General features: G+C 72.1%; 23 protein-coding genes, 3 tRNA genes and 1 pseudogene. 3 read left to right on the top strand and 24 right to left on the bottom strand.

Annotated elements, in window-relative coordinates:
* Nucleotides 1–45: 45 nt before the first annotated feature.
* The 15 genes and pseudogenes from QE401_RS08625 to QE401_RS08695 form a co-directional block, all read right to left on the bottom strand.
* Nucleotides 46–122: transfer RNA gene (locus QE401_RS08625), tRNA-Arg, on the bottom strand.
* 15 nt (nt 123–137) lie between these two features.
* Nucleotides 138–461, bottom strand: coding sequence for an ETC complex I subunit (locus tag QE401_RS08630; protein WP_307137813.1), 324 nt, complete (start codon nt 459–461; stop codon nt 138–140).
* Nucleotides 462–527: 66 nt separating this feature from the next.
* Nucleotides 528–601: transfer RNA gene (locus QE401_RS08635), tRNA-Pro, on the bottom strand.
* A gap of 45 nt (nt 602–646) precedes the next feature.
* Nucleotides 647–1,927, bottom strand: coding sequence for a serine--tRNA ligase (serS, locus tag QE401_RS08640; protein ID WP_307137814.1), 1,281 nt, complete (start codon nt 1,925–1,927; stop codon nt 647–649).
* An 8-nt stretch (nt 1,928–1,935) separates the two neighbouring features.
* Nucleotides 1,936–2,727, bottom strand: coding sequence for a twin-arginine translocase subunit TatC (gene tatC / locus QE401_RS08645; RefSeq protein WP_307137815.1), 792 nt, complete (start codon nt 2,725–2,727; stop codon nt 1,936–1,938).
* Nucleotides 2,728–2,735: 8 nt separating this feature from the next.
* Complete coding sequence (gene tatB / locus QE401_RS08650) at nt 2,736–3,269, bottom strand: Sec-independent protein translocase protein TatB (protein ID WP_307137816.1); 534 nt, start codon at nt 3,267–3,269, stop codon at nt 2,736–2,738.
* 97 nt (nt 3,270–3,366) lie between these two features.
* On the bottom strand, nt 3,367–4,410 hold the full coding sequence (locus tag QE401_RS08655) for an ABC transporter ATP-binding protein (protein WP_307137817.1): 1,044 nt from the start codon (nt 4,408–4,410) through the stop codon (nt 3,367–3,369).
* Complete coding sequence (gene scpB, locus QE401_RS08660; RefSeq protein ID WP_307137818.1) at nt 4,407–5,105, bottom strand: SMC-Scp complex subunit ScpB; 699 nt, start codon at nt 5,103–5,105, stop codon at nt 4,407–4,409. Before scpB ends, QE401_RS08655 begins: the two co-directional genes overlap by 4 nt.
* On the bottom strand, nt 5,089–5,922 hold the full coding sequence (locus QE401_RS08665) for a segregation and condensation protein A (RefSeq protein WP_307137819.1): 834 nt from the start codon (nt 5,920–5,922) through the stop codon (nt 5,089–5,091). Before QE401_RS08665 ends, scpB begins: the two co-directional genes overlap by 17 nt.
* Nucleotides 5,919–6,620 carry a site-2 protease family protein gene (locus QE401_RS08670; RefSeq protein WP_307137820.1) on the bottom strand — a complete coding sequence of 234 codons (702 nt, stop codon included), beginning with the start codon at nt 6,618–6,620 and terminating at the stop codon, nt 5,919–5,921. The genes QE401_RS08665 and QE401_RS08670 overlap by 4 nt, the downstream gene beginning before the upstream one ends.
* Nucleotides 6,617–7,117, bottom strand: a complete 501-nt coding sequence (locus tag QE401_RS08675) for a glycoside hydrolase family 3 N-terminal domain-containing protein (protein WP_307137821.1) — start codon at nt 7,115–7,117, stop codon at nt 6,617–6,619. Before QE401_RS08675 ends, QE401_RS08670 begins: the two co-directional genes overlap by 4 nt.
* A pseudogene (locus tag QE401_RS08680) lies at nt 7,074–7,622 on the bottom strand (glycoside hydrolase family 3 N-terminal domain-containing protein); the annotation flags it as partial. The pseudogene QE401_RS08680 and the gene QE401_RS08675, both read right to left, overlap by 44 nt.
* A 10-nt stretch (nt 7,623–7,632) precedes the next feature.
* A complete protein-coding gene (locus QE401_RS08685) occupies nt 7,633–8,496 on the bottom strand; it encodes an SPOR domain-containing protein (RefSeq protein ID WP_307137822.1) in 864 nt (287 codons plus the stop codon).
* Nucleotides 8,493–10,277, bottom strand: a complete 1,785-nt coding sequence (gene argS, locus QE401_RS08690; protein ID WP_307137823.1) for an arginine--tRNA ligase — start codon at nt 10,275–10,277, stop codon at nt 8,493–8,495. Before argS ends, QE401_RS08685 begins: the two co-directional genes overlap by 4 nt.
* Nucleotides 10,278–10,286: 9 nt before the next feature.
* The gene (locus QE401_RS08695) at nt 10,287–11,438 is read right to left on the bottom strand and encodes a deoxyguanosinetriphosphate triphosphohydrolase (RefSeq protein WP_307137824.1); all 1,152 of its coding nucleotides are present in this window, start codon (nt 11,436–11,438) and stop codon (nt 10,287–10,289) included.
* A gap of 177 nt (nt 11,439–11,615) precedes the next feature.
* On the opposite strand from QE401_RS08695, the gene QE401_RS08700 reads away from it, so the two are divergent.
* Nucleotides 11,616–11,978, top strand: coding sequence for a HesB/IscA family protein (locus QE401_RS08700; protein WP_307137825.1), 363 nt, complete (start codon nt 11,616–11,618; stop codon nt 11,976–11,978).
* A gap of 15 nt (nt 11,979–11,993) precedes the next feature.
* Nucleotides 11,994–12,761: an exodeoxyribonuclease III gene (gene xth, locus QE401_RS08705; RefSeq protein WP_307137826.1), complete on the top strand. Its 768-nt coding sequence runs from the start codon at nt 11,994–11,996 to the stop codon at nt 12,759–12,761.
* A 3-nt stretch (nt 12,762–12,764) separates the two neighbouring features.
* Here the strand turns inward: xth and QE401_RS08710 are convergent, their stop codons facing one another.
* From QE401_RS08710 to QE401_RS08750, 9 genes are all read right to left on the bottom strand, one after another.
* Nucleotides 12,765–12,938, bottom strand: coding sequence for a hypothetical protein (locus tag QE401_RS08710; protein ID WP_307137827.1), 174 nt, complete (start codon nt 12,936–12,938; stop codon nt 12,765–12,767).
* Nucleotides 12,939–13,001: 63 nt separating this feature from the next.
* Nucleotides 13,002–13,169: a hypothetical protein gene (locus QE401_RS08715; protein WP_307137828.1), complete on the bottom strand. Its 168-nt coding sequence runs from the start codon at nt 13,167–13,169 to the stop codon at nt 13,002–13,004.
* Between the two features lie 4 nt (nt 13,170–13,173).
* A complete protein-coding gene (locus tag QE401_RS08720) occupies nt 13,174–13,524 on the bottom strand; it encodes a hypothetical protein (protein WP_307137829.1) in 351 nt (116 codons plus the stop codon).
* Nucleotides 13,525–13,737: 213 nt separating this feature from the next.
* A complete protein-coding gene (gene ilvD / locus QE401_RS08725) occupies nt 13,738–15,462 on the bottom strand; it encodes a dihydroxy-acid dehydratase (RefSeq protein ID WP_307137830.1) in 1,725 nt (574 codons plus the stop codon).
* A gap of 167 nt (nt 15,463–15,629) precedes the next feature.
* Nucleotides 15,630–16,985: an MFS family transporter gene (locus QE401_RS08730; RefSeq protein ID WP_307137831.1), complete on the bottom strand. Its 1,356-nt coding sequence runs from the start codon at nt 16,983–16,985 to the stop codon at nt 15,630–15,632.
* A gap of 237 nt (nt 16,986–17,222) precedes the next feature.
* Nucleotides 17,223–19,919, bottom strand: a complete 2,697-nt coding sequence (locus QE401_RS08735) for a valine--tRNA ligase (protein WP_307137832.1) — start codon at nt 19,917–19,919, stop codon at nt 17,223–17,225.
* Nucleotides 19,920–20,034: 115 nt separating this feature from the next.
* Nucleotides 20,035–20,532, bottom strand: a complete 498-nt coding sequence (locus QE401_RS08740; protein ID WP_307137833.1) for a DUF2497 domain-containing protein — start codon at nt 20,530–20,532, stop codon at nt 20,035–20,037.
* Nucleotides 20,533–20,580: 48 nt separating this feature from the next.
* A complete protein-coding gene (locus tag QE401_RS08745; protein ID WP_307137834.1) occupies nt 20,581–22,014 on the bottom strand; it encodes a TolC family outer membrane protein in 1,434 nt (477 codons plus the stop codon).
* Between the two features lie 166 nt (nt 22,015–22,180).
* Nucleotides 22,181–22,840 (bottom strand): protein-L-isoaspartate O-methyltransferase family protein, encoded by a 660-nt coding sequence (locus QE401_RS08750; protein ID WP_307137835.1) that lies wholly within the window; start codon nt 22,838–22,840, stop codon nt 22,181–22,183.
* A 175-nt stretch (nt 22,841–23,015) separates the two neighbouring features.
* Between QE401_RS08750 and QE401_RS08755 the strand changes: the two genes are divergently transcribed.
* Nucleotides 23,016–23,089, top strand: a tRNA-Cys gene (locus QE401_RS08755).
* Nucleotides 23,090–23,257 lie beyond the last annotated feature (168 nt).

A 23,257-nucleotide genomic window follows, 5' to 3' on the forward strand; every position in this document is an offset into this window, starting at 1 on the left:
CGTATGGAAAAGCCCCGGGCCGGACCGGCCTGGGGCTGTCGAAAATGGCGCACCCTGAGGGACTTGAACCCCCAACCAACCGGGTAGAAGCCGGTTGCTCTATCCAGTTGAGCTAAGGGTGCGAAGCCGGATCCCGCTCAGTGGGTCCAGTTCTCGGCGCGGCCGTAGCGGAAATTCTCGGCATAGGATTTCGGCTTCAGCCCGGCCTCGGGGCGCGGCGGCTCGACCTCATAGGGGATGTTGTTGGCGCGGGCATAGGCCTCGGCCGCTTCCTGGCTGGCGAAGCTGATGCGCAGCTGGGCGCGGGTGTCGCCCGAGCCGTACCAGCCGGTCAGCGGATCCTTCCGGCGCGCCTCGGCGGGGGCGAAGGTCAGCATCCACTGGCCGTTGCGCGCCTTGCCGGACTGCATGGCCGAGCGCGGCTGGCGATAGATGCGGGCAATGGCAAGGTCGCGGCTCATGATCTCGCAGCTTCCGCAGGGTCCGGGGCGGCTGGGGCACGCCACGCGGCAATTGGGGAAAAGGTATCGGGGCGAGAGGATTCGAACCTCCGGCCCTCTGCTCCCAAAGCAGATGCGCTACCAGGCTGCGCCACGCCCCGACCTGGCGGCAAACTATGGGCAGAGCCCGGTCGCCGCAAGCGCCTTCAGCCGATGCGCGTGGCCCCGCCCATCCAGGGCGCCAGCACCTGCGGCACGCGGATGCTGCCATCTTCCTGCTGATGCGTCTCCATCACCGCGATCAGCGCGCGGCCGACGGCGATGCCGGAGCCGTTCAGCGTGTGCAGATAGGCGGGCGCCGCCTTGGTGCCCGGCGCGGCCTCGGGCCGGTAGCGGGCATTCATGCGGCGCGCCTGGAAGTCGCGGCAATTGGAGCAGGAAGAAATCTCCCGCCACGCCCCCTGCCCCGGCAGCCAGACCTCGAGGTCATAGGTGCGGGCCGCCGAGAAGCCGGTGTCGCCGGCGCAGAGCAGCACGCGGCGCCAGACCAGGCCGAGCTCGGTCAGCACCCGCTCGGCGCAGCGCGTCATGCGCTCATGCTCGGCGGCCGAATCCTCCGGCCGGGTGATGGAGACCATCTCCACCTTGGTGAACTGGTGCTGGCGCAGCATGCCGCGGGTGTCGCGCCCGGCGCTGCCGGCCTCGGAGCGGAAGCAGGGCGACAGCGCGGTGTAGCGCAGCGGCAGCGCCGCTTCCGCCAGCAGCTCGCCGGCGACGAGGTTGGTCAGCGGCACCTCGGCGGTCGGGATCAGCCAGCGGCCATCCGTGGTGCGGAACAGATCCTCCTCGAATTTCGGCAGCTGGCCGGTGCCATACATGGTCGCGTCATTGACCAGCAGCGGCACCGAGGTCTCGGTATAGCCATGCTCCTCCACATGGAGGGAGATCATGTACTGGCCGAGCGCGCGCTCCAGCCGCGCCAGCTGGCCGCGCAGCACGGTGAAGCGGGCGCCGGCGAGCTTGGCGGCGGCGCCGAAATCCATCAGCCCCAGCGCCTCGCCCAGCTCGAAATGCTGCTTCGGCGCGAAATCCAGCGCGGGCGGCTCGCCCTCCTGGTGCAGCACGACATTGTCGCTCTCGTCGCGGCCCTCGGGGACCTCGGCGTCGAGCAGGTTGGGCAGCGCCTCCAGCAGCGCGGTCTGCGCGGCGTCGGCCTGCTTCGCCTCGGCCTCCAGCGCCTCCATGCGGGCGCGCAGGCTGGCGCCCTCGGCCTCCAGGGCGGCGGTGTCGCCGCCCTGGCGCTTCGCCATGCCGATCTCCTTGGAGATCTGGTTGCGCCGCGCCTGCACCTCCTGCGCCGCGGTCTGGGCGGCGCGGCGGGTGGCGTCCTGGGCCAGGACCGCCTCGGCCACCGGGGCCAGGCCGCGGCGGGCCAGGGCGGCGTCGAAGGCGGCCGGATCGGCGCGGACGATGCGGATATCGTGCATGGAAAGGCTCAGCTCTTGTCTTCGTCGTCGCGCTTCGGCGCCACCCAGCCGGCGGCCAGGATGGAGATCTCGTAGAGGAGGATCAGCGGCACGGCGAGGCCGACCTGGCTGATGATGTCGGGCGGCGTGATCACGGCGGCGACGACGAACATGCCGACGATGGCGTAGCGCCGTCCCTTCTTCAGCCCGGCCACCGAGACGATGCCGACCTTGGCCATCAGCGTCAGCGCGACCGGCAGCTGGAAGGCGATGCCGAAGGCCAGGATCATGTGCATGACCAGCGACAGGTATTCGCTGACCTTGGCCTCCAGCTGCACCGGCAGGGCGCCGGCGCCGGGCGGCGTCTCGAAGGAGATGAAGAACTTCCAGGCCAGCGGGAAGATGAAGTAGTAGGCCAGCGCCGCGCCCAGGATGAACAGCACCGGCGAGGCCAGCAGGAAGGGCAGCAGCGCCTTCTTCTCCGACCGGTACAGGCCGGGGGCGATGAACAGCCAGAGCTGCGTCGCCCACATCGGGAAGCTCAGGAACACCGCGCCGAACAGCGCCACCTTCAGATAGGTGAAGAAGGCTTCATAGAGGGCGGTGAAGATCATCCGCCGCTCGCCGCCCGATTGCTGGTGCAGGATGTCCGCCAGCGGCCGGGCGAGGAAGCCGTAGATCTGCGCCGAGAAGTAGTAGCACAGCGCGAAGCAGAGGATGAAGGCGCCGAGCGACCACAGCAGGCGGGTGCGCAGCTCGAGCAGATGCTCGATCAGCGGCATCGGCTTGTCGTCGATGGAATCGTCCTGGTCAGTGGCCACTTGCACGCTCAGACGCTGGGGGTTGCGGGCGGGGTCGCGGGCGTGGCGGAGGCGCTGGCCTCCGCCGGCCTGACGGCAGGGGCGGCGCCGGCCGAGGCCATGCCGGGCGGCACGAAGGCCGGCGGCCCCTCGGGCCGGGCCGGTGCCGGGCCGGCGGCGGGCGCGGGCGGCCCGGCCTCCGCCGTGGCGGCGTCGGTGCCGGACGGGGTCGCGGCGCCGGTGCCGTTCTCCGGCTTCCAGACATTGTCGCGCAGCGGGTCGTCATTGAAGGTGCGGCGGATCTCGCCACCCTCGTCAAGGTGGCGCTCGATCGTGCCCTTCACGTCGAAATTGCGGATGTCGCGGATCTGGTCCCGCACATCCTCGAGCTTCGCCTCGCGCACCAGCTCGTCGGCGTGGCTCTGGAAGTCGGAGGCCATGCGGCGCAGCTTCTGCACGCCCTTGGCCACCGTGCGGATCGCGTCCGGCAGATCCTTCGGCCCGATGACGACAACGGCCACCACGGCGATCAGCGCAATTTCGGACCAGGCCAAATCAAACATGTGCTTCCCATCTCCCCGAGGCGGGGGCCGCTTCCGTTAGCAGGAACCGGAGGCAGCGCCAATCTGGCGCGGCCATGCGGGACCCGCGGCTGCTTATCTAGGGGCTCTCCCCGGAAAACACGAAGGCACGTTCCGGATCCATGGCCAAACCGACATGCGCGCCGCGCGCCAGCCGGGGCCCGGGCGGCAGCCGGGCATGCAGGTGCAGCGCCGTGCCGTCCGGCAGCGGGGCGGAGAGATGCACCAGGAAATGGGCGCCGAGCAGCCGGCAGGCCTGCACCTCGGCCCCGAGTCCCTCGCCCGGGGGCAGCAGGCGCAGCCCCTCGGGCCGCAGCAGCAGCTCGGCCGGGCCGTCCGGCAGGCCGGCCGGGGCATGGCCCAGCGCGGTCTCGGCCACGCCGCCGGCGATGCGGGCCGGCAGGACATTCACCTCGCCCAGGAAGGTGGCGACGAAGCGGCTGGCCGGGCGCAGATAGAGCGCCTCCGGCGTGTCCAGCTGCTCGACCCGGCCGCCGCGCATCAGCGCGATGCGGTCGGCCATGAACATCGCCTCCTCGGCGTCATGGGTGACGATCAGGGTGGCGATGCCGGCCGATTGCAGGACATGCAGCGTGTCGTCGCGCACCCGCTCGCGCAGCCGGGCGTCCAGGCTGGCGAAGGCCTCGTCCAGCAGCAGCACGGCAGGGCGCGGGGCCAGGGCGCGGGCCAGCGCGACGCGCTGCTGCTGCCCGCCCGAGAGCATGTGCGGATAGGCCCCGGCATGGCCGGACAGGCCGACCCGGCCCAGCGCCTCGGCCACCAGCGCGTCGCGCTCGGCACGGCCCAGCCGGCGCAGGCCGAAGGCGATGTTCTGCGCCACGGTCAGATGCGGGAACAGCGCGTAATCCTGGAAGACGAAACCGGCGCGGCGGCCCTCGGGCGGCACCTCCCGCCCCTTCTCGGCCATCAGCTGGCCGCCGATCAGGATGCGGCCCTGCTGCAGCGCCTCCAGCCCGGCGGCCAGGCGCAGCAGCGTCGTCTTGCCATCGCCCGAGGGGCCGAGGATGCAGAGGATCTCGCCCGGCTCCACCGCCAGATCCACCCCCCGCAGCACGGCGCGGCTGCCATAGGCGTGGTGGACATCCTCCAGCCGCAGGCTCATGCGCCGGGGCCGGCGGCCGGCGGGGCGCCCAGCGGCAGCTCGGGCGCGGCGCCATGCGGGCCGGGCGCGGCCTCGCCGGCCAGCAGCTCCTCGCGCCGCGGCAGGTCGGACAGTTCGCGCAGGCCGAACTGCTCCAGGAAGCGCGGCGTGGTGCCCCACAGCATCGGCCGGCCCGGCACCTCCCGCCGGCCGCGCGGGGCGATCAGCCCATGCTCCAGCAGCGCCTCCAGCGTCGCCTGGGACAGGCTGGTGCCGCGGATCTCCTCGATCTCCGGCCGGGTCACCGGCTGGTGGTAGGCGATGATGGCCAGCGCCTCCATCGCCACGCGCGGCAGGCGGCGCGGCGTCTCCACCACGCGGGTCAGCAGCGGCGCCAGGTCGGGGGCGGTGCGGAAGGCATAGCCGCCGGCCACCTCGGTCAGCTCCACGCCGCGCCCGGCATAGCGGGCGGCGAGCAGCGTCATCACCGCATCGGCGCGCAGCCCCTCGGGCAGCAGCGTCTGCAGCCGGGCCAGCGGCACCGGGCGGTCGGCGGCGAAGACCAGCGCCTCGGCCAGGCGCAGCGCATGCTCCAGGGGCGCGATGCCGGCCGGGTCGCGGCGTTCCGGCTGCGCCGCCTCGCCCGCCCCGGCGGCCTCCTGCGGCGTCAGGGCCTCCTCCGGGGCGGGCGGCTGCGGCTCAGGCTGCGACGTCATGCTTCATCTCCTCCGCCGCCCCGGCCGCCTCGGCCTCCGGCGCGGCGTCCCTGCCCGCCCCGGCGGCGCGGCGCAGCAGGATCGGCCCGAAGGCGGCCTCCTGCCGCAGCTCGATGCCGCCGCCGCGCGCCATTTCCAGACCCGCGATCAGCGTGGCGGCCAGGGCGGCGCGGCGCTCCACCGGGTCCTGCAGTGTCTCGGGCAGGAAACGCTGCAGCTCGCCCCAATCGGGCAGGCTGCCGACCAGGCGCTGCAGCCGGTCCAGCGCCTCCTGCACCGTCCAGAGCCGGCGCGGCTTGGGCCGGTAGGGGCGCTTCGCGTGGGAACGCCGCAGCGCCTCGACATAGGCGCGCAGCAGCCCGGGCAGGTCGGCGGTGAGCCCGCCCTGCTCCTGCCGCACCAGGCTTTCCGGGGCGCCGCGGGCCAGCACCTCCTGCCCCAGCTGCGGCCTGGTGCCGAGCCAGCGGGCGGCCTCGCGCATGCGCTCCAGCTCGGCCAGGCGCTCGGCCAGCTGGCCGGCCAGCTCCTCGGCGTCCTGCTCCTCCTCGGGGTCCTCGGGCAGCAGCAGGCGGGATTTCAGCCAGGCCAGCCAGGCGGCCATCACCAGCCAATCGGCGGCCAGCTCCAGCCGCACGCGGCGGGCGCCCTCGATCACCGCCAGATACTGGTCGACCAGCGCCAGGATGGAGATGCGGGCGATGTCCACCTTCTGCGCCCGGGCCAGCTCCAGCAGCAGGTCGAGCGGGCCCTCATAGACCTCGAGCCGGACATGCAGCGTCTCGGGCGCTTCCGGCTTCGCGGGGGCGGCGGCGCTCATCCGCCATGCCCCGAGAGCAGCAGGATCAGCCGGAAGCCCGGGCCGGTGGCCAGCCCGACCAGCCAGCCGATCGGGTCCAGCGTGTCCGACAGCCGCGGCAGCACGAAGATCAGCAGCATGACGATGACGAGGCCCGCCGGCTCCAGCCGCGCCAGCGGCATGGCCAGGCGGTAGGGCAGCAGCCCGACCATGATGCGCCCGCCATCCAGGGGCGGGATCGGCAGCAGGTTGAACAGGCCGAGCAGCAGATTGGCCAGCATCGACAGGATGATGAAGCGCATCATCCAGCCGGTGACGTCGGGCGGCAGCAGATGCCCCCATTCCTGCACCGGATGCGCCAGCATGGCGGCGCACCAGGCCAGGAAGACATTCATCGCCGGCCCGGCGGCGGCCACCAGCACCATGCCGTAGCGCGGATTGCGCAGCCGGCGCAGATCGACCGGCACCGGCTTGGCCCAGCCGAACATCGCCTCCACCCGGCCGATCGCCAGCAGCTGCACCGCCAGCAGCAGGCCCGGCAGCAGCAGCGTGCCGACCGGGTCGACATGGCGCAGCGGGTTCAGGCTCAGCCGCCCCGCGCGCTGCGCCGTGTCATCGCCCAGCGCCAGCGCCGCATAGCCATGCGCGGCCTCGTGCAGGGTGATGGCGAAGACCGTGGCGAGGATCGCGGCGGCCAGCTCCGGCAGCCAGTCGATCACGCGGCGTCCCGCATCAGCGCATCCCGCCTTGCCGCCAGCGCCAGCGGGTCGGGCAGGCTCAGCGCCGCCAGGCGGCGCATGGCGGCGGAGGCGGCGGCGATGCGCTGCTGCGCCGGCTCCGACAGCGCCGGCACCGCCTCCAGCACCGCGGCGCTGTCACCGAGCACGCCGCTGCAATGCAGCGCGATGTCGCAGCCGGCGGCGAGGCAGGCGGCGGCGCGCTCGGCCGGCGTGCCGGAGAGCGCTTGCATCGCCAGATCGTCGGAGAGCAGCAGCCCGCCAAAGCCGATCTCGCCGCGGATGATGTCCGCGATGATGCGGGGCGACAGGGTGGCGGGGCGGGCGGGGTCCAGCGCCTCGAACAGGATATGCGCCGTCATGCCCCAGGCGCCGCTGCCCGACAGGGGCCCGGAACGGCGCCCAATCGGCCTGCAGCGCCTCGCGCCCGGCGGTGACGCGGGGCAGCTCCAGATGGCTGTCGACCATGGCGCGGCCATGCCCGGGCAGATGCTTGACGACGGGGATGGTGCCGGCGCGTTGCAGCCCGGCGACCCAGGCGGCGCCGAGCCGCGCGACCTCGGCGGGCTCCGCCGAGAAGCCGCGATCGCCCACCACCGAATGCGCCCCCGGCAGCCGCAGGTCGAGCACCGGGGCGCAGACCACATCGAGCCCGACGGAGGCGCATTCCAGGCCGAGCAGCGTGGCATTGGCCTCCGCCGCCTCGCCCGGCAGGCGCTCGAAGCGCGCGGCGGGCTCGAAGCGCGGCCAGTGCGGCGGGCGCAGCCGGGCGACGCGGCCGCCCTCCTGGTCCACCAGCACCGGGGCGTGCTCGCCCAGCGCCTCGCGGATGGCGGCGGTCAGCCGGCGCAGCTGCGCCGGGTTCTGCACATTGCGGCCGAACAGGATGGCGCCGAAGGGCCGGAAGCGGCGCAGCAGCGCCGCCTCCTCGGCCAGCAGCTCGGGGCCGGAGAGGCCGATGATGGCGGCGCGCGGCGTGACCATGCGCGGCCCCTCAGCCCCCCAGCACGGCGCAGGCGCCGCCGCGGGTCTTCACCGCCTCGCACAGCGCGCCGGCGCCGGCGGAATCCTCGACGCCCAGGCGCAGCCGCCACATGGTCGGCCGCCCTTCCCGCTCGAAGCGGGTGATCTGCGGCGAGCGGCCCTGCAGCTCCGGCACGCGGCGGGTCAGCCGCTCCCACTCGGCGCGGGCGCCGGCTTCCGAATCGAGGGCGCCGAGCTGCACCAGCACCGCGCCGCTGCGCACCGGGGCGCTGGGCGCGGGGGCGCCGGCCACCGGCGCCGGGCCGGCGGGGGCGGTGGGCGGCGTCGCCACGGGCGGGGTGGCGCTGCGCGGCGCGGCCTGCGGCGCGGCCGGCGCATGCGGCTGGGCCGGGGCGGCGTGCGGCGCGGCGGGCGACACGGCGGGCGCCTGGGCCGCATGCGGCTGCGCCGTGCCGGGCGCCGGCACCGCGCCATTCGGCACCGAACCATTTGTCGCAGGCTGAGCGACGGGCGCGGGGGCGGCCGGCGGCGGCGCCGTGGCGGCGCGCAGCGCGTCCAGATTCGGCGCCTCGGCGGCCGGGCCGAGCCGGCCGGTGGCCTCGAAATGCCCGGCGGCGTTGCGGCGCTCGAAGATGATCTCGTCCTGGTTGGCGACGCGCAGCCCGCCGCGATCCTCGGGCCGGATCTTCATCGGGCGGGAATCGGCCTCGACAACCGGGATGGCGCCATTGCCGCCGCGGCTGATGGCCCAGCCGACCAGGCCGCCGACCGCCAGCAGCGCCGCGACGCCGCCCGCCATGATGGCGAGGCGGCGGGAGCTGCCGTCATCCTCCGCCTCCCGGACACGATAGGACGGGACCTGAACTTCCCTCACCGCATCTCCTCAACCGGTTGCACGCCCATGACCGCGAGGCCCGAGCGGATGACGATGGCCGTCGCCGCCACCAGGGCAAGGCGCGCCCGGGTGGCCGCCGCGTCGTCGGCCTGGATGAAGCGCAGTGTCGCATCATCCCGGCCGCGGTTCCACAAAATATGAAAGTCGGCGGCCAAGTCACCGAGATAAAAGGCAATTCGATGCGGCTCCCGCGCCGCAGCAGCGGCCTCGATAAGGCGCGGCCAGGCGGCGATGCGGCGGATCAGGGCGAGCTCCGCCGCGTCCTTCAGGCTGGAGAGCGGCGCATCGGTCAGCGCCTCGCGCTGCGGGTCGCCGGCCTGGCGCAGCACCGAGCGGCAACGCGCATGCGCATACTGCACGTAGAACACCGGATTGTCGCGCGACTGCTCGACCACGCGGTCGAGATCGAACTCCATCTGCGCATCCGATTTGCGCGTCAGCATGGTGAAGCGCACCGCGTCGCGGCCGACCTCGTCGATCAGGTCACGCAGCGTGATGTAGGTGCCGGCGCGCTTCGACATGCGCACCGGCTCGCCGCCCTTCATCACCTTGACGATCTGGCAGAGCAGCACGTCGAGCGGCACGGCACCGTCGGACAGCGCCTTGGTCGCCGCCTGCATGCGCTTGACATAGCCGCCATGATCGGCGCCCCAGACCTGCACCAGCTGCTGCATGCCGCGGGCGATCTTGTCGGCATGGTTGCCGATGTCATTGGCGAAATAGGTGTTGCTGCCATCGGATTTGCGCAGCGGGCGGTCGACATCATCGCCGAACTTCGTCGAGGCGAAGAGCGTCTGCGGCCGCGGCTCCCAATCCTCGGGCGTCTTGCCCTTGGGCGGCTCCAGCACGCCCTCATAGACCAGGCCCTTGGCGGAGAGCGCGGCGATGGCGGCATCCGCCACGCCGTCGCGCACCAGCTGCGCCTCGCTGATGAAGACGTCATGCGCGACGCCGAGCGCGGCGAGATCCTCGCGGATCGCGTCCATCATGGCGTGAACGGCGAAGTTGCGCACGGTGTCGAGCCAGAGCGACGCCTCGGCCGGCTTGGCACCCGGCGCCAGGCTGTCGCCGAATTTTTCCTTCAGGGCCTCGCCGACCGGCACCAGATAGTCGCCGCGATATTGCAGCCCGCCGGGGACCGCTTCCGCGTACTCTTCCTCGGTCAGCGTGGTGCCGAGGGCCTGCAGGTAGCGCCAATAGGCGGCATAGCCCAGCGCCTGCACCTGCGCGCCGGCATCGTTGATGTAGTATTCCTTGGTGACGGCGGCGCCCGCCTTGGCCAGCAGATTGGCCAGCGCATCGCCCACCACGGCGCCGCGGCAATGGCCGACATGCATCGGCCCCGTCGGGTTGGCCGAGACATATTCAACATTCACCCGCACCCCGCCGCCGGCCTGGCTGTCGCCATAGGCCTCGCCGGCGCGCAGCACGGTCGCCACCTGGCCCAGCAGGAAGTCTTCCGTCAGGCGCAGATTGACGAAGCCCGGGCCGGCCGGCGCGGCCTCGGCAACACTCGGCAGCGCGGCCAGCGCGGCGGCGAGCTCGGCGGCCAGCTTCGGCGGCGGCAGCCTGGCGATCTTGGCCACCACCATGGCGGCGTTGGTCGACATGTCGCCATGCGACGCATCGCGCGGCGGCTCCACCGTGACGCGCGCCAGCGCCTCCTCCGGCAGATCGGGCAGCAGGCGTCGCAGGCAGGCCAGCACCTCGGCGCGCAGCGCGGCGAACATGTCCTGCGGGGCGGGGGTGGTCTGTTCCATGATGTCCGTTCAGCCGGGAATGTGAGGGTCGGTGAGGCGCCGGTGCTCGTCCAGCGCGAAGCGGTCGGTCATGCCGGCGATGTAGTCGCAGACCACGGCGGCGCAGTCGGCGCTGCCGGCGGGTCCGGCACGGTCGCGCCATTCGGGCGGCAGCATGTCCGGCCCGCCATGCAGCAGGCTGAACAGCACCTGCACCACGCGGCGCGATTTCTGCGTGGTGCGGTTGACGCGCCAATGGCGGTACATGCGGTCGCGCAGGAAGGCGCGCACCGCCTGGTTGGCCTCCTGCATGCCGGCGCTGAACACCACCATGGGCCGGCCGGCGGCGCGCACATCGGCCACGCTTGCGGGCGCCAGCGCGGCCAGGCGGCGGCCGGTCTCGGCCAGCACGTCCTGGATCATGGCGTTGATGACGCGGCGGATCGCCTCGCTGGCCTGGCGGGCGGGCGGCGCCTCCGGGTAGCGGCTGCGCACCTCGCGCACCGCATCGCCCACCAGCGGCAGGGCGGCGGCCTCCTCCAGCGTGAACAGCCCGGCGCGCAGGCCATCGTCGAGGTCGTGATTGTTGTAGGCGATGTCATCGGCGAGCGCGGCCAGCTGCGCCTCCACCGAGGCATGGCTGCCGAGTTCCAGCGGATGCCGCGAATCGTAGTCCGCCATGAAGCGGGAGGGGCTGCGGATCGGGCCATTGTGCTTGGCCAGCCCCTCCAGCGTCTCCCAGGTCAGGTTCAGCCCGTCGAATTCGGCATAGCGCTTCTCCAGCACCGTCACCGCCTTCAGGCTCTGCGCATTGTGGTCGAAGCCGCCATAGGGGCGCATCAGCCCGTTCAGCGCCTCCTCCCCGGCATGACCGAAGGGCGGATGGCCGAGGTCATGGGCCAGCGCCAGCGCCTCGGCCAGATCCTCGTCCACCGCCAGGCGCCGTGCCATGGAGCGGGCGATCTGCGCCACCTCGACGCTGTGGGTCAGCCGGGTGCGGAAAGCGTCGCCCTCATGGTAGATGAAGACCTGGGTCTTGTATTGCAGGCGGCGGAAGGCAGCGCTGTGGATGATCCGGTCCCGGTCCCGCTGGAAGGGCGAGCGGCCCCCATCGGCCGGCTCCGCATGGAGGCGGCCCCGTGACGTCTCGGCGCGCACGGCGAAGGGGGCGAGGTCGGGCATGACCGGCGGGCCTTACCAGCCGCCCCGCCGCGCCGCAACGCCGCAGGCCGGCGGCCGGGCCCGGAAAGCCCGGGCCGGCGCCGCCCTCCCCCCACGCCCGGCACGGCAGGGCCGCGGCAGCGGCGTTGGAAAAACCAACCTTCGCGGCCTATGTTGGGGTCCGAGGAGTTCCGCACCATGCCCGACGGCACCACCCTGCCCGCTTCCGAGCCCGCCTTCCGCGTCACCCCGCGCGCCTTCGCCCAGGTGGCGGAGATCGCCGCGCGCCAGGGCCGCCCGCAGGCCGGGCTGCGCCTGGCGGTGCTGGCCGGCGGCTGCTCCGGCTTCCAGTATTCCTTCGAGCTGGAGGATGCGCCCGCCGGGGATGATCTGGTGATCGAGCAGGAGGGCGTGCGGGTGATGATCGACCCGGTCAGCCTGGAGCTGCTGGCGGGCTCCGAGCTCGACTGGGCGGATGAGCTGATCGGCGCCCATTTCAGCGTGAAGAACCCGCAGGCGGCCTCGGGCTGCGGCTGCGGCGCCTCCTTCTCGGTCGGCTGAGCGAACCGGCCGCCCGTGCGCCTCGCCAGCTTCAACGTCAATTCGGTGCGCAAGCGCGTGCCGCATCTGCGCCGCTTCCTGGAGACCGCCCAGCCCGACCTGCTCTTCCTGCAGGAGCTGAAATGCAAGACCGAGGAATTCCCGGCCGGAGAGTTCACCGATCTCGGCTATAGCAGCCACGCGGTGGGCCAGCATGGCGGGCGCAACGGCGTCGCCGTGCTGGGGCGCATCCCGTATGAGGTCGTGGTCGAGGAATTGCCGGGCGGGGATGACGACACCCATGCCCGCTATATCGAGGTGACGGCGGAGGGCGCGCATTTCGCCGGCATCTACCTGCCGAACGGCAATTCCGGCGGGGCGGAGGGCTATGCCTACAAGCTCGGCTGGATGCGCCGGCTGCGGGCGCTGGCGGCGGCGCGGCTGGATGCCTTCACCCCCTACGCCATCCTCGGTGATTTCAATGTCTGCCCGACCGAGCTCGACCTGGCGCCGGGCGCCCTGCCGCCCACCGACGCGCTGGTGCGGCCCGAGACGCGGGCGGAATTTCGCGCCCTGGCGAATCTCGGCCTGACGGACGCGCTGCGCGCCCTGCATCCGGGCGAGCGGCTCTATACCTACTGGGATTACGGCCCGTCCTTCGAGGGCAACCGGGGCCTGCGCATCGACCATGCCATGCTCTCGCCCGAGCTGGCGGAGCGGCTGACCCGCGCCTGGGTCGACACCGCGCCGCGCAGCCAGGAACAGCCCTCCGACCACACGCCGCTGCTGGTCGAGCTGGGCTGAGGCTCAGCCGGCCTCGGGCAGCGGCAGGGCCCGCAGCGGCGGCAGGGCGGCCGGCGCCAGCAGCGGGCTGCCTGCCAGCCCCTCGCCCGCGAGCGTCGGCGCCTGGCCCGCAGGCGCGCAGCCGGCCAGGCCGATCAGGGCGATGACGACCACGCCCAGCAGCAGAAGATGACGCATCCTGTCCTCGGTGGGTGACACGCTGGGAGGCCGGCCCCGCGATGGGGCCGGCCTGCTTCCTGGCTACCAGCCGCGATACCAGTAGCGCGGCGGCGGGGGCGGCGGAGGGGGCGGCGGCGCGTAGTAATAGCCGCGCGGCGGGCCGTAATAGGCCGGCGCCGGGGCGACCACGCAGCCGGCCAGGCCCAGCGCGGCCGCGCCCAGCAGCAAGGCGGGGGTCAGGCGGCGCATGGCATCACCTCCAGCCCGGCTCGACCCAGACCCAGCCGCCGCGCCGCTCGACCCAGCGCCCCTCGCGCCAGCGGCCACGGCGGCGATCCACCCAGCGGCCCGGCACCCAGACATACTGGCCGCCCCGCCAGCCCCAATGGCCGGGCTGCCAGGCGGCGCCGCCGCGCGGCGGCGGGCCGGGGCGGCGCTCATAGCGGGGCGGCGGCGGCGGCGGCGGGCGCCAGCCCGGGGGCGGGCCAGGGGGGCGACCCGGCGGCGGGCCATAGGGCTGCGCCAGGGCGCCGGCCCCGACCGGCAGGGCCACCAGGCCCAGCCCGGCTGCCAGGCGCCCCAGCAGGGCGCGACGATTCAGCATCGGCGTTCTCCTTTCCGCTCCCGGCGGCGCCCGGAGGGCCTGGGGCCATCCTGGCGCCCGGGGCGGTTCTGCAGGATCAGGAAAGCCGGCGCTGATGGCGATGCTGGGGCAAAAGCATGACGAAGCGGGGCAGGATGTGACGGAATCTTAAAGCGAAAAGGGGCGGCACCCGCGGTGCCGCCCCCGTCCCGTCTGGCTTTTCCGACGCCGGCGTCAGATGTCGGCGTAGCAATGCGTTTCCTCGGCGCCGCCCGGATGCGTCACCGCACCCAGATGCGCCGGGCCCACCAGCTGGGCGTATTTCCACAGCGCGCCGGAATTGTAGTCGGTGCGGCGCGGCTGCCATTCGGCGCGGCGCTTCGCCAGCTCCTCCTCCGACAGCAGCACGTCGATCGTGCCCTTCTCGGCGTCGATGACGATCCTGTCGCCATTCTTCAGCAGGCCGATCGGCCCGCCCACCGCGGCTTCCGGCCCGACATGGCCGACGCAGAAGCCGCGGGTCGCGCCGGAGAAGCGGCCATCGGTGATCAGCGCCACCTTCTCGCCCATGCCCTGGCCATAGATGGCGGCGGTGGTGGAGAGCATCTCGCGCATGCCGGGGCCGCCCTTCGGGCCCTCATAGCGGATGACGATGACATCGCCTTCCTTGTAGGCGCGCTGCTCCACCGCCTTGAAGCCGTCCTCCTCGCAATCGAAGCACAGCGCCGTGCCCTCGAAGCGCAGCTTCTTCATGCCGGCCACCTTCACGATGGCGCCGTCCGGGGCCAGGTTGCCCTTCAGCCCGACCACGCCGCCGGTCGGCGTCAGCGCCTTCGACACGGGGTAGATGACGTCCTGGTCGGTCGGGAACACCACATCGGCATGGTTCTCGGCGAGCGTCTTGCCGGTGACCGTCAGGCAGTCGCCATGCAGCAGCCCGGCATCGAGCAGCGCCTTGATGATGATGGGGATGCCGCCGACCTTGTGCACGTCGAGCGCCACATACTTCCCGCCCGGCTTCAGGTCGGCGATGTAGGGGGTGCGGCGCATGATGGCGGCGACATCGTCGAGCGTGAAGCGGATGCCCGCCTCATGCGCGATGGCCGGCAGGTGCAGGCCCGCATTGGTCGAGCCGCCGGTGGCGCCGACCACGACCGCCGCATTCTCCAGCGCCTTCAGCGTGACGATGTCGCGCGGGCGGATGTTCTTCTTCAGCAGGTTCATCACGGCGCGGCCGGATTCGACGGCCCAGCGGTCGCGATCCTCATAGGGCGCGGGCGCGCCGGCGGAGCCGGGCAGCGCCAGGCCGATCGCCTCGGACACCGTCGCCATGGTGTTGGCGGTGAACTGGCCGCCGCAGGCGCCGGCCGAGGGGCAGGCCACGCATTCCAGGGCGTGCAGATCCTCATCCGACATGTTGCCGGCGGCGTGCTGGCCGACCGCCTCGAACACGTCGACCACCGTCACATCCTTGCCCTTGAACTTGCCGGGCAGGATGGAGCCGCCATACATGAACACGCTCGGCACGTTCAGCCGCAGCATGGCCATCATCATCCCGGGCAGCGACTTGTCGCAGCCCGCCAGGGTGACCATGGCGTCGTAGCTGTGGCCGCGCATGGTGAGTTCCACCGTGTCGGCGATGGCGTCGCGCGAGGCGAGCGACGACTTCATGCCCTGGTGGCCCATGGCGATGCCGTCGGTCACCGTGATGGTGGTGAATTCGCGCGGCGTGCCGAAGGCTTCCTTGACGCCCTGCTTCACGCTCTGCGCCTGGCGGTTCAGCGCGATGTTGCAGGGGGCGGCCTCGTTCCAGCAGGTGGCGACGCCCACCAGCGGCTGGGCGATCTCCTCCTCGGTCATGCCCATCGCGTAGTAGTAGGAGCGGTGCGGCGCGCGCTCCGGGCCGACGCTCACATGGCGGCTCGGCAGGCGCGACTTATCCCATTTGTGCTCAGCCATGCGGGCGTGACCTTCATTCTGTTGCGTCCCGATGGGTGTATCGCGCAACAAGCTTCCGCCGGCAACAGGGTCACGCGGAGCGGCCGGCGCAGGGCTGGGCTACGCGGCGCGCAGCCCAGGCCAGGCTGGGCCGGGCGGGCGCGGCGTTCGGCCGCGCCCTGCCCCGTTCAGTCGTCGTCCGTCGCGCTCAGATAGCCATGCTGGCGCGGCTCCCTCATCGTCAGCGTGGCGACCAGCGAGACGATGGCGAAGATCGCGACATACCAGAAGAAGGCGCTCTCCATCCCCTGGTTCTTCAGGTAGAGGGCGACATACTCCGCCGTGCCGCCGAACAGCGAATTGGCGATGGCGTAGCCGAGGCCGACGCCGAGCGCGCGGATCTCGGCCGGGAACATCTCGGCTTTCACCACGCCGCTGATCGAGGTGTAGAAGCTGATGATGAACAGCGCCGCCAGGATGCCGCAGAAGGCCGCGACCGGCGTCTGCACCCCGGCCAGCCAGGTCATCAGCGGCACGGTGATCACCGCCATGCCGGCGGCGAAGACCAGCAGCGAGTTGCGCCGGCCGATGCGGTCCGACAGCGCGCCCAGCGGCGGCTGCAGCAGCATGTAGCAGAACAGCACCGCCGCCATGGTCTGGCTGGCGGAGGCCGCCGTGAAGCCCGCCGTGTTGACCAGGAATTTCTGCATATAGGTGGTGAAGGCGTAGAAGCTGAGGCTGCCGCCCGCGGTCAGCCCGATCACCTGCAGCAGCGGCCGCGGATGCTTCAGCAGCAGGGCGATGCTGCCCGCCCCGTCCCGCCCGCGCTCGGAGGCCTTGCTGGTCTCGTGCAGGGCGCGGCGCAGGAACAGCGCGATCACCGCCGTGCCGGCGCCGATGAAGAAGGGGATGCGCCAGGCCCAGGCGCGGATCTCGGCGGTGTCGTAGACCGCCTGCAGCACCACGACCACCAGCAGCGCCAGCAGCTGGCCGCCGATCAGCGTCACATACTGGAAGGAGGCGAAGAAGCCGCGATGCCGGGCCAGCGCCACCTCGCTCATATAGGTGGCCGAGGTGCCGTATTCGCCGCCGACCGAGAGGCCCTGCAGCAGCCGCGCCACCAGCAGCAGCACCGGCGCCGCGATGCCGATGCTCTGATAGGTCGGCAGCACCGCGATCATCAGCGAGCCGAAGCACATCAGCAGGACCGAGATGAGCATGGAGGCGCGCCGCCCATGCCGGTCGGCGATGCGGCCGAACAGCCAGCCGCCGATCGGGCGCATCAGGAAGCCGACGGCGAAGATGGCGGCGGTGTTGAGAAGCTGGACGGTCGGGTTGTCGCCGGGGAAGAAGGAGGGCGCGAAATACAGCGCCGTCGCGGCGTAGACGTAGAAATCATACCATTCGACGAGATTGCCGGAGGACCCGCCGAGGATGGCGAGGACACGCCGGCGGGTGTCGTGCGGGTCGCGCGCCGGGCGCTCCGCCGCGGTCCCGGCGGGGGCAGCGGCGGAGGTGGTGCCGCTGGTGCTGCTGCTGCTCATGCTCACTCCTGTCCACCCGCGTCGCGCCAGGGGGCTGGCGGCGGGGCGCGGGCTCAGGGAGCGGATAACGCAGGCGCGAGTTGAAGGATATTATACAAGACCCGCAGCCGTTGCAGTCCTTCCATGAATCCGGCCTCAGCCGTTCAAATCAGCGGACAATAAATCCGTGAATTATTCTTCATGGAAAGGACATGTAACCGGCAGCGGGGCCGGCCGCAGGGCCGGCCCCCTGCCCGTTCAGCCGGCGATGCGCGCCATCGCCGCCTCGAGCCGCGCCGCCTCGGCCTGGTAGCCGGCCAGGCGCTCGCGATTCTCCTCGACCACCTCGGGCTTGGCGCGGGCGACGAAATCGGCATTGGCCAGCTTCTGCTCGACCTTCGCCGCCTCGGCCAGCGCCTTGTCGCGCTCCTTGGCCAGACGCGCCCGCTCGGCGCCGAGGTCGATCACCTCGGCCAGCGGCAGCAGGATGGTGGCCTCGCCCACCACCACCTGCGCGCCCTTCGGCGCCTCGCCCTCGGCCAGCGCGCGGAACTCGGTGGCGCGGCCCAGGCGGCGGATGGCGTCGATCCAGCGGGCGCCGCGCGCCAGCGTCTCAGGCGAGGCGCCCTGCAGCAGCAGCGGCACGGTGATGGAGGGCGGCACGTTCATCTCCGCCCGCACGCCGCGCACCGCCGAGATCAGCGAGACCAGCCAGTCCAGCTCCGCCCGCGCCTCGGCCGCGCCGGGGATTGCGACCGGGGCGGGCCAGCTCTCGCCGATCAGGCTGCATTCCGGGCCATAGCCCAGCCGGTCCCACAGCTCCTCGGTGAGGTACGGCATGACCGGGTGCAGCAGCTTCAGGATGGTGCCCAGCACATGCTGGGCGGCGCCCTTCACCTCGGCCTTTTCCGGCCCATCCTCGCCGGCCAGCGCCGGCTTGGCGAATTCCAGGAACCAGTCGCAGAAGCTGTTCCAGGTGAAGCGGTAGCAGGCGCTCGCATAGTCATCCATGCGATAGGCCTCGAGCGCCGCATTCGCCTCGGCGATGGCGGTATTGGCCGCGTCCAGGATCCAGCGCGCCAGCGGCGTCTCGACCTTGGACGGGTCGAAACCGGCATCCGGCGCGATGCCGTTCATCTCGCAGAAGCGGGCGGCGTTCCAGATCTTGGTGCCGAAGGAACGGAAATCCTCCACCCGCTTGCGGCCGAGCTTCACGTCGCGGCCCGGCGTCGCCAGCGAGGCGATGGCGAAGCGCAGCGCGTCCGCCCCGAAGCTGTCCACCAGCTCCAGCGGGTCGATGACGTTGCCCTTCGACTTCGACATCTTCTGGCCCTTCTCGTCGCGGACCAGGCCATGGATGTAGACGGTCTTGAAGGGCACATCGCCCATGAAGTGGATGCCCATCATCATCATCCGGGCGACCCAGAAGAAGATGATATCCCAGCCCGTCACCAGCACGTCGCCGGGGTAATATTTCTCCAGCTCGGCCGTCTTGTTGGGCCAGCCGAGGGTGCTGAACGGCCACAGGGCGGAGCTGAACCAGGTGTCCAGCACGTCCTCGTCCCGCGTCAGGGTGACGTCCGCGCCCAGCTTCCGGCGCGCCTGGGCCAGCGCTTCCTCTTCCGTGCGCGCGACGAAACAGCTGCCATCCGGCGCATACCAGGCCGGGATCTGGTGACCCCACCAGAGCTGGCGCGAGATGCACCAGGGCTGGATGTCGCGCATCCAACTGAAGAAAATATTCTCGAAGTGCTTGGGGACGAACTCGGTCCTGCCGGTCTCCACCGCCTCGATGGCAGGCTTGGCCAGCGTCGCGGCGTCGCAATACCATTGCAGGGTCAGCCGCGGCTCGATCGGCACGCCGGAGCGGTCGCCATGCGGCACGGCATGGGTATGGGGCTCGATCTGCTCGACCAGCTCCAGCCGCTCCAGCTCGGCCACGATGGCCTTGCGCGCCGCGAAGCGGTCCTGGCCCAGCAGGCCGCGCACGAAGGCGGGGTCGGCGACGCCCTCGATGGCGGTGAGGTCGCCCTCGATCTCGGCCAGCATCACCGCGCCATCGGCGTCCAGCACCGACGGCATGGCGAGGCCGTGGCGCTTGCCGACGGCAAAGTCGTTGAAGTCGTGCGCCGGCGTGATCTTCACCGCGCCCGAGCCCTTCTCCGGGTCGGAATACTCATCCGCCACGATGGGGATGCGGCGGCCGACCAGCGGCAGGATGGCGAATTTCCCGATCAGGTCGCGGAAGCGCGCATCCTCCGGGTGCACGGCGATCGCCGTGTCGCCCAGCATGGTCTCGGGGCGGGTGGTGGCGACCACGATGAAGCGGCCGGCCTCGCCCTCCACCGGGTAGCGCAGATGCCACAGGCTGCCCTTCACCTCGCGGCTCTCCACCTCGAGGTCGGAGATCGCAGTCTGGAATTTCGGGTCCCAGTTCACCAGGCGGCGGTCGCGATAGATCAGCCCCTGCTCATGCAGGGTGACGAAGACCTCGCGCACCGCCTGCGACAGGCCCTCATCCATGGTGAAGCGCTCGCGCGGCCAGTCCAGGCTGGCGCCGAGGCGGCGGAGCTGGCGGGTGATGCTGCCGCCCGACTGCGCCTTCCACTCCCAGACATGCTCGAGGAATTTCTCGCGCCCGATCTCGCGCCGCTGCACGCCCTGGCCGGCCAGCAGCCGCTCCACCACCATCTGCGTCGCGATGCCGGCATGGTCGGTGCCGGGCTGCCACAGCGCGTCCCGGCCCTGCATGCGCCGCCAGCGGATCAGCGTGTCCTGGATCGTGAAGGTCAGCGCGTGGCCGATATGCAGGCTGCCCGTGACATTGGGCGGCGGGATCATGATGGTGAACGGCGCCGCTGTGCTGTCGGGATGGGCGCCGAACCTGCCGGCGGCCTCCCACCCTTCATAGAGGCGCTGTTCGAAACTGGCGGGCGAGAGGGTCTTGTCGAGCATGGCGCACGCTTGTGCGTCCGCCGCCCCGCCGTCAAGAGCCCACAGGCCAGGCCCGCGCCAGCCGCGCGGGCAAAGGCGGGCGGGGCGCCCTGCCCCGCCCCCCGGCGGCCGCGCCTCAGCCGGCGTTGCGGCTCAGCAGCTTCTCGATCTCGGACTTCACCAGCCGCTCCACCAGCGGCGGCAGGTGCTGGTCGAGCCAGGATTTCAGCATCGGGCGCAGCTCCTCGCGCACCAGATCCTCGATGGTGACACCGCTGCCGCGCTGCACGCTGGCCTTGCGGTCATCGGCCACCGCCCGGGCCAGCTGGCCGATCGCGGCGGCCGCGGCGGCGGCGGCCAGCGGGCTGACCAGCCCGCTCTCCTCGGCCGGGGCAGCGGCCGGCGCCTGCGGGTGCGCCTCGGGGCGGGGGGCCTCGGCGCGCGGCGCCTGCGGCGCCGGGCGCGGCTCGGGGGCCGGCGGCGGCGCGGCCTGCGCCTGGCTCTCCGGCATGGCGGCGGGGGTCTTCGGGGTCGGGACCAGCATATCCTCGGTCAACTCCAGCGGCGCGGGCGCGGCATCCAGCTGCTCATCCTCGTTCAGGATGTTGCGGATGGAGGACAGGATGTCGTCCATCGAAGGCTCCATCGGGGGAGCCGGTCGTGCAGGAGGCTGGGCCATGTCTCAACGCGGGTTCTGGGCGGCATTGCCCGTGGAAGGGGAAGTGGAGGTGGAACCGTCATACAGGTCCCCGGTGCCGAACCAGCGGTTCCGCACGGTGCGGTAATAGGCCTCCATGTCGTACTGGGCGACGGGGAGGGCCAGGTCGCGCGCGGTGAGGCGGCCGACCGCGCCGGCCAGATTGTAGCTGGCGGTCACCACGTTGGAGAGCGCCTGCACCAGGCTGACGCGGGCGTTCAGCAGCTCCTGCTCGGCATTCAGCACGTCGAGCGTGGTGCGGCTGCCCACCACCGCCTCGCGCTGCACGCCATCGAGGGCGATCTCGGCGGCGCGGATCTGCGAGCGCACGCTCTCCACCTGGGCGCGCGCCGATTGCAGCGTCTCCCAGGCCTGGGTCGCCTGCTGCATCGATTGCCGCCGCTGGTCGTCGACGATCTGCCGGTAGCGCTGCGCATCCTGCCGCGCCTGGCGCACCGCCGCATGCTCCGACCCGCCCTGGTAGATCGGCACCGACAGGTTCGCGGTGATCTGCTCGCCGGTCGAGCGGACATGCGGCTGCTGGCTGTTGTCGGAGCGGAAGGCCTGCGCCTGCACACTCACCTGCGGCAGCAGCGCCGACATCTGCACATCCACCGCGTCGCGCGCCGCCGCCTCGTCGAACAGCGCCGCCACCACCTGCGGGTTGTTGCGGATGGCCAGCTCCGCCGCCTCGCGCCCATTGGCCACCGCCGCGCTCAGCGGCTGCGGCGCCGAGAGCCGCTCGGGGGCGAGGCCCACCACGCGCTGGAAGGTGGCGCGGCTGGTCTGCAGATTGCCCTCGGCGCTGGCGCGCGAGGCGCGCGCCCCGGCCAGCCGGCTCTCCGCCTGCGCCACATCGGTGCGGGTGATCTCGCCCACCCGGAAGCGCTCATTGGTCGCATCCAGCTGGCGCTGCAGCACCTGCACATTGTTCACGTTCAGCCGCAGCGTCTCCTGGTCGCGGATCACCGCGACATAGGCGGCGACCGTGTCGGAGAGCACCTGCTGCTCCGCCGCCAGCAGCCGGGCGCGCTGCGCCAGCACCTGGTTCTCGGCCCGCTGCGTCGCCGCCACGGTGCGGCCGCCGCTGTAGATCGGCTGGGTCAGCGTCGCCTGGGCGCCGGCGGTGGCGCGGTCGGCATCGCTGTAGATGCCGCGATTGCGCGTCGTGCCCTGCACATAGCCGGCATTGCCGGCCACCGTCACGCTCGGCCGCCAGCCGGCCAGCGCCTGCGGCACATTCTCATCCACCACCCGCAGCTGGGCGCGCGCCGTCTGCAGCGTCGGGTTGTTGGCATAGGCCTGCGACAGCGCCTCCTGCAGCGTCTGCGCCAGGCCCTGGCCGGGGGCAAGCATCGTCGGCGCCAGCATCGTCGCCGCCAGCAGCGTCAGGCGAAGGGAGGAAGGAAGGCGGGGCACCGGCACACTCCTTGGCAGTCCGGGCCCATGCCCCGGCGGCCAGCACCCTAGCGAAGCCGGCCGGGCACGGCCAGCCATGTTGCATCGCGGCGGTCACGCCGCCGCGCGAGGGTGGCACGGGCGCCACGCCTCTCCGCCCGCGGCGCGGCCGCGGGCGGCGGCCGCGTCAGAGGGCGAAGCCCGGCTGCTTCTGGAATTCCGGCAGCGGCGCGGTGCGGCAGTCGAAAGCCTCGGTGACGCTGAGCGTACCGCCCAGGCGGCGGCCCAGCACGGCGCTGCCGGAGCGCCCCTCGGGCTGGCGCACGGCGACCAGCCGGCCGCCCTCGGCCAGCTGCTCGGTCAGCGCGGCGGGGATGGCGGGCACCTGCCCCTCGATGACGATGACATCATAGGGCGCGCCGGCGGGGTGGCCGGCGGCGGCGGAGGCCTCGACCAGCTGCACGCTGCCCGGCGCCAGCGACAGGCCGGCCAGCACCTGGCGCGCCTGGGCGGCGAGCAGCGCGTCGCTCTCCACCGCCGTCACCTTGGCGCCGAGCCGCGCCAGCACCGCCGCGCCATAGCCGCTGCCGGCGCCGAGCAGCAGCACCGCCTCGCCCGAGCGGATCTGCGCCAGCTGCAGCAGGCGGGCCAGCATCATCGGCTGCAGCATCACCCGGTCGCGGCCGAGCGGCACATCGGCATCCGCATGCGCCCGCGCCGCCTGGCCGGGCCCGACGAACAGGTGCCGCGGCAGGTCCAGCATGGCGTTGATGATGCGGGAATCGGTGACCTTGTTCGGGCGCAGCTGCCCGTCCACCATCCATTTGCGCGCGGCCGCGTAATCCATCGCCTGCTGTCCTCGACTGCCGGGGCATGGAGCGGGGGTCCATGCCGTGGCGGCGGTTATAGGCGCCGCCTCCGTCGCGGCCAAGCGCGAGGCACCCCGCATTGCGCTTTCGCCATGCCGGGGCGCGCCGGCGCTCTGGACACCATCCTGTCGCTCGGCTAAAGCGCCCCTCCATGGTCGGTTGGCCGAGTGGTTAGGCTCAGGACTGCAAATCCTGCCACGCCGGTTCGATTCCGGCACCGACCTCCAGATTTCCCCGGCACAATTCCTGAGGCTGCCACAGCAGCCGAGCGCAGCGAAGCCGCCCCGACAGGGCGGCTTTTTTGTTGCCCGCGTCGCAGCGAGCGCGGCTTTTCCAGAAAAAAGCACGCGATGGCGGAATGATGACGAAGCCCTCTTGCAGCCCCCCGCCCGCCC

Source organism: Pseudoroseomonas cervicalis (assembly GCF_030818485.1).
GTDB classification, from domain to species: domain Bacteria; phylum Pseudomonadota; class Alphaproteobacteria; order Acetobacterales; family Acetobacteraceae; genus Pseudoroseomonas; species Pseudoroseomonas cervicalis_A.

Bases quoted from the DNA above. Each gene is read 5' to 3' on its own strand.
- argS (WP_307137823.1), bottom strand. From the start codon at position 10,277: ATGGAACAGACCACCCCCGCCCCGCAGGACATGTTCGCCGCGCTGCGC.
- QE401_RS08740 (WP_307137833.1), bottom strand. From the start codon at position 20,532: ATGGACGACATCCTGTCCTCCATCCGCAACATCCTGAACGAGGATGAG.
- QE401_RS08730 (WP_307137831.1), bottom strand. From the start codon at position 16,985: ATGAGCAGCAGCAGCACCAGCGGCACCACCTCCGCCGCTGCCCCCGCC.
- tatB (WP_307137816.1), bottom strand. From the start codon at position 3,269: ATGTTTGATTTGGCCTGGTCCGAAATTGCGCTGATCGCCGTGGTGGCC.
- QE401_RS08700 (WP_307137825.1), top strand. From the start codon at position 11,616: ATGCCCGACGGCACCACCCTGCCCGCTTCCGAGCCCGCCTTCCGCGTC.
- QE401_RS08665 (WP_307137819.1), bottom strand. From the start codon at position 5,922: ATGAGCGCCGCCGCCCCCGCGAAGCCGGAAGCGCCCGAGACGCTGCAT.
- QE401_RS08655 (WP_307137817.1), bottom strand. From the start codon at position 4,410: ATGAGCCTGCGGCTGGAGGATGTCCACCACGCCTATGGCAGCCGCGCC.
- serS (WP_307137814.1), bottom strand. From the start codon at position 1,927: ATGCACGATATCCGCATCGTCCGCGCCGATCCGGCCGCCTTCGACGCC.
- QE401_RS08630 (WP_307137813.1), bottom strand. From the start codon at position 461: ATGAGCCGCGACCTTGCCATTGCCCGCATCTATCGCCAGCCGCGCTCG.
- QE401_RS08750 (WP_307137835.1), bottom strand. From the start codon at position 22,840: ATGGATTACGCGGCCGCGCGCAAATGGATGGTGGACGGGCAGCTGCGC.
- scpB (WP_307137818.1), bottom strand. From the start codon at position 5,105: ATGACGTCGCAGCCTGAGCCGCAGCCGCCCGCCCCGGAGGAGGCCCTG.
- QE401_RS08720 (WP_307137829.1), bottom strand. From the start codon at position 13,524: ATGCTGAATCGTCGCGCCCTGCTGGGGCGCCTGGCAGCCGGGCTGGGC.
- QE401_RS08675 (WP_307137821.1), bottom strand. From the start codon at position 7,117: ATGGCCGCGCCATGGTCGACAGCCATCTGGAGCTGCCCCGCGTCACCG.
- ilvD (WP_307137830.1), bottom strand. From the start codon at position 15,462: ATGGCTGAGCACAAATGGGATAAGTCGCGCCTGCCGAGCCGCCATGTG.
- QE401_RS08710 (WP_307137827.1), bottom strand. From the start codon at position 12,938: ATGCGTCATCTTCTGCTGCTGGGCGTGGTCGTCATCGCCCTGATCGGC.
- QE401_RS08715 (WP_307137828.1), bottom strand. From the start codon at position 13,169: ATGCGCCGCCTGACCCCCGCCTTGCTGCTGGGCGCGGCCGCGCTGGGC.
- QE401_RS08735 (WP_307137832.1), bottom strand. From the start codon at position 19,919: ATGCTCGACAAGACCCTCTCGCCCGCCAGTTTCGAACAGCGCCTCTAT.
- QE401_RS08695 (WP_307137824.1), bottom strand. From the start codon at position 11,438: ATGCCCGACCTCGCCCCCTTCGCCGTGCGCGCCGAGACGTCACGGGGC.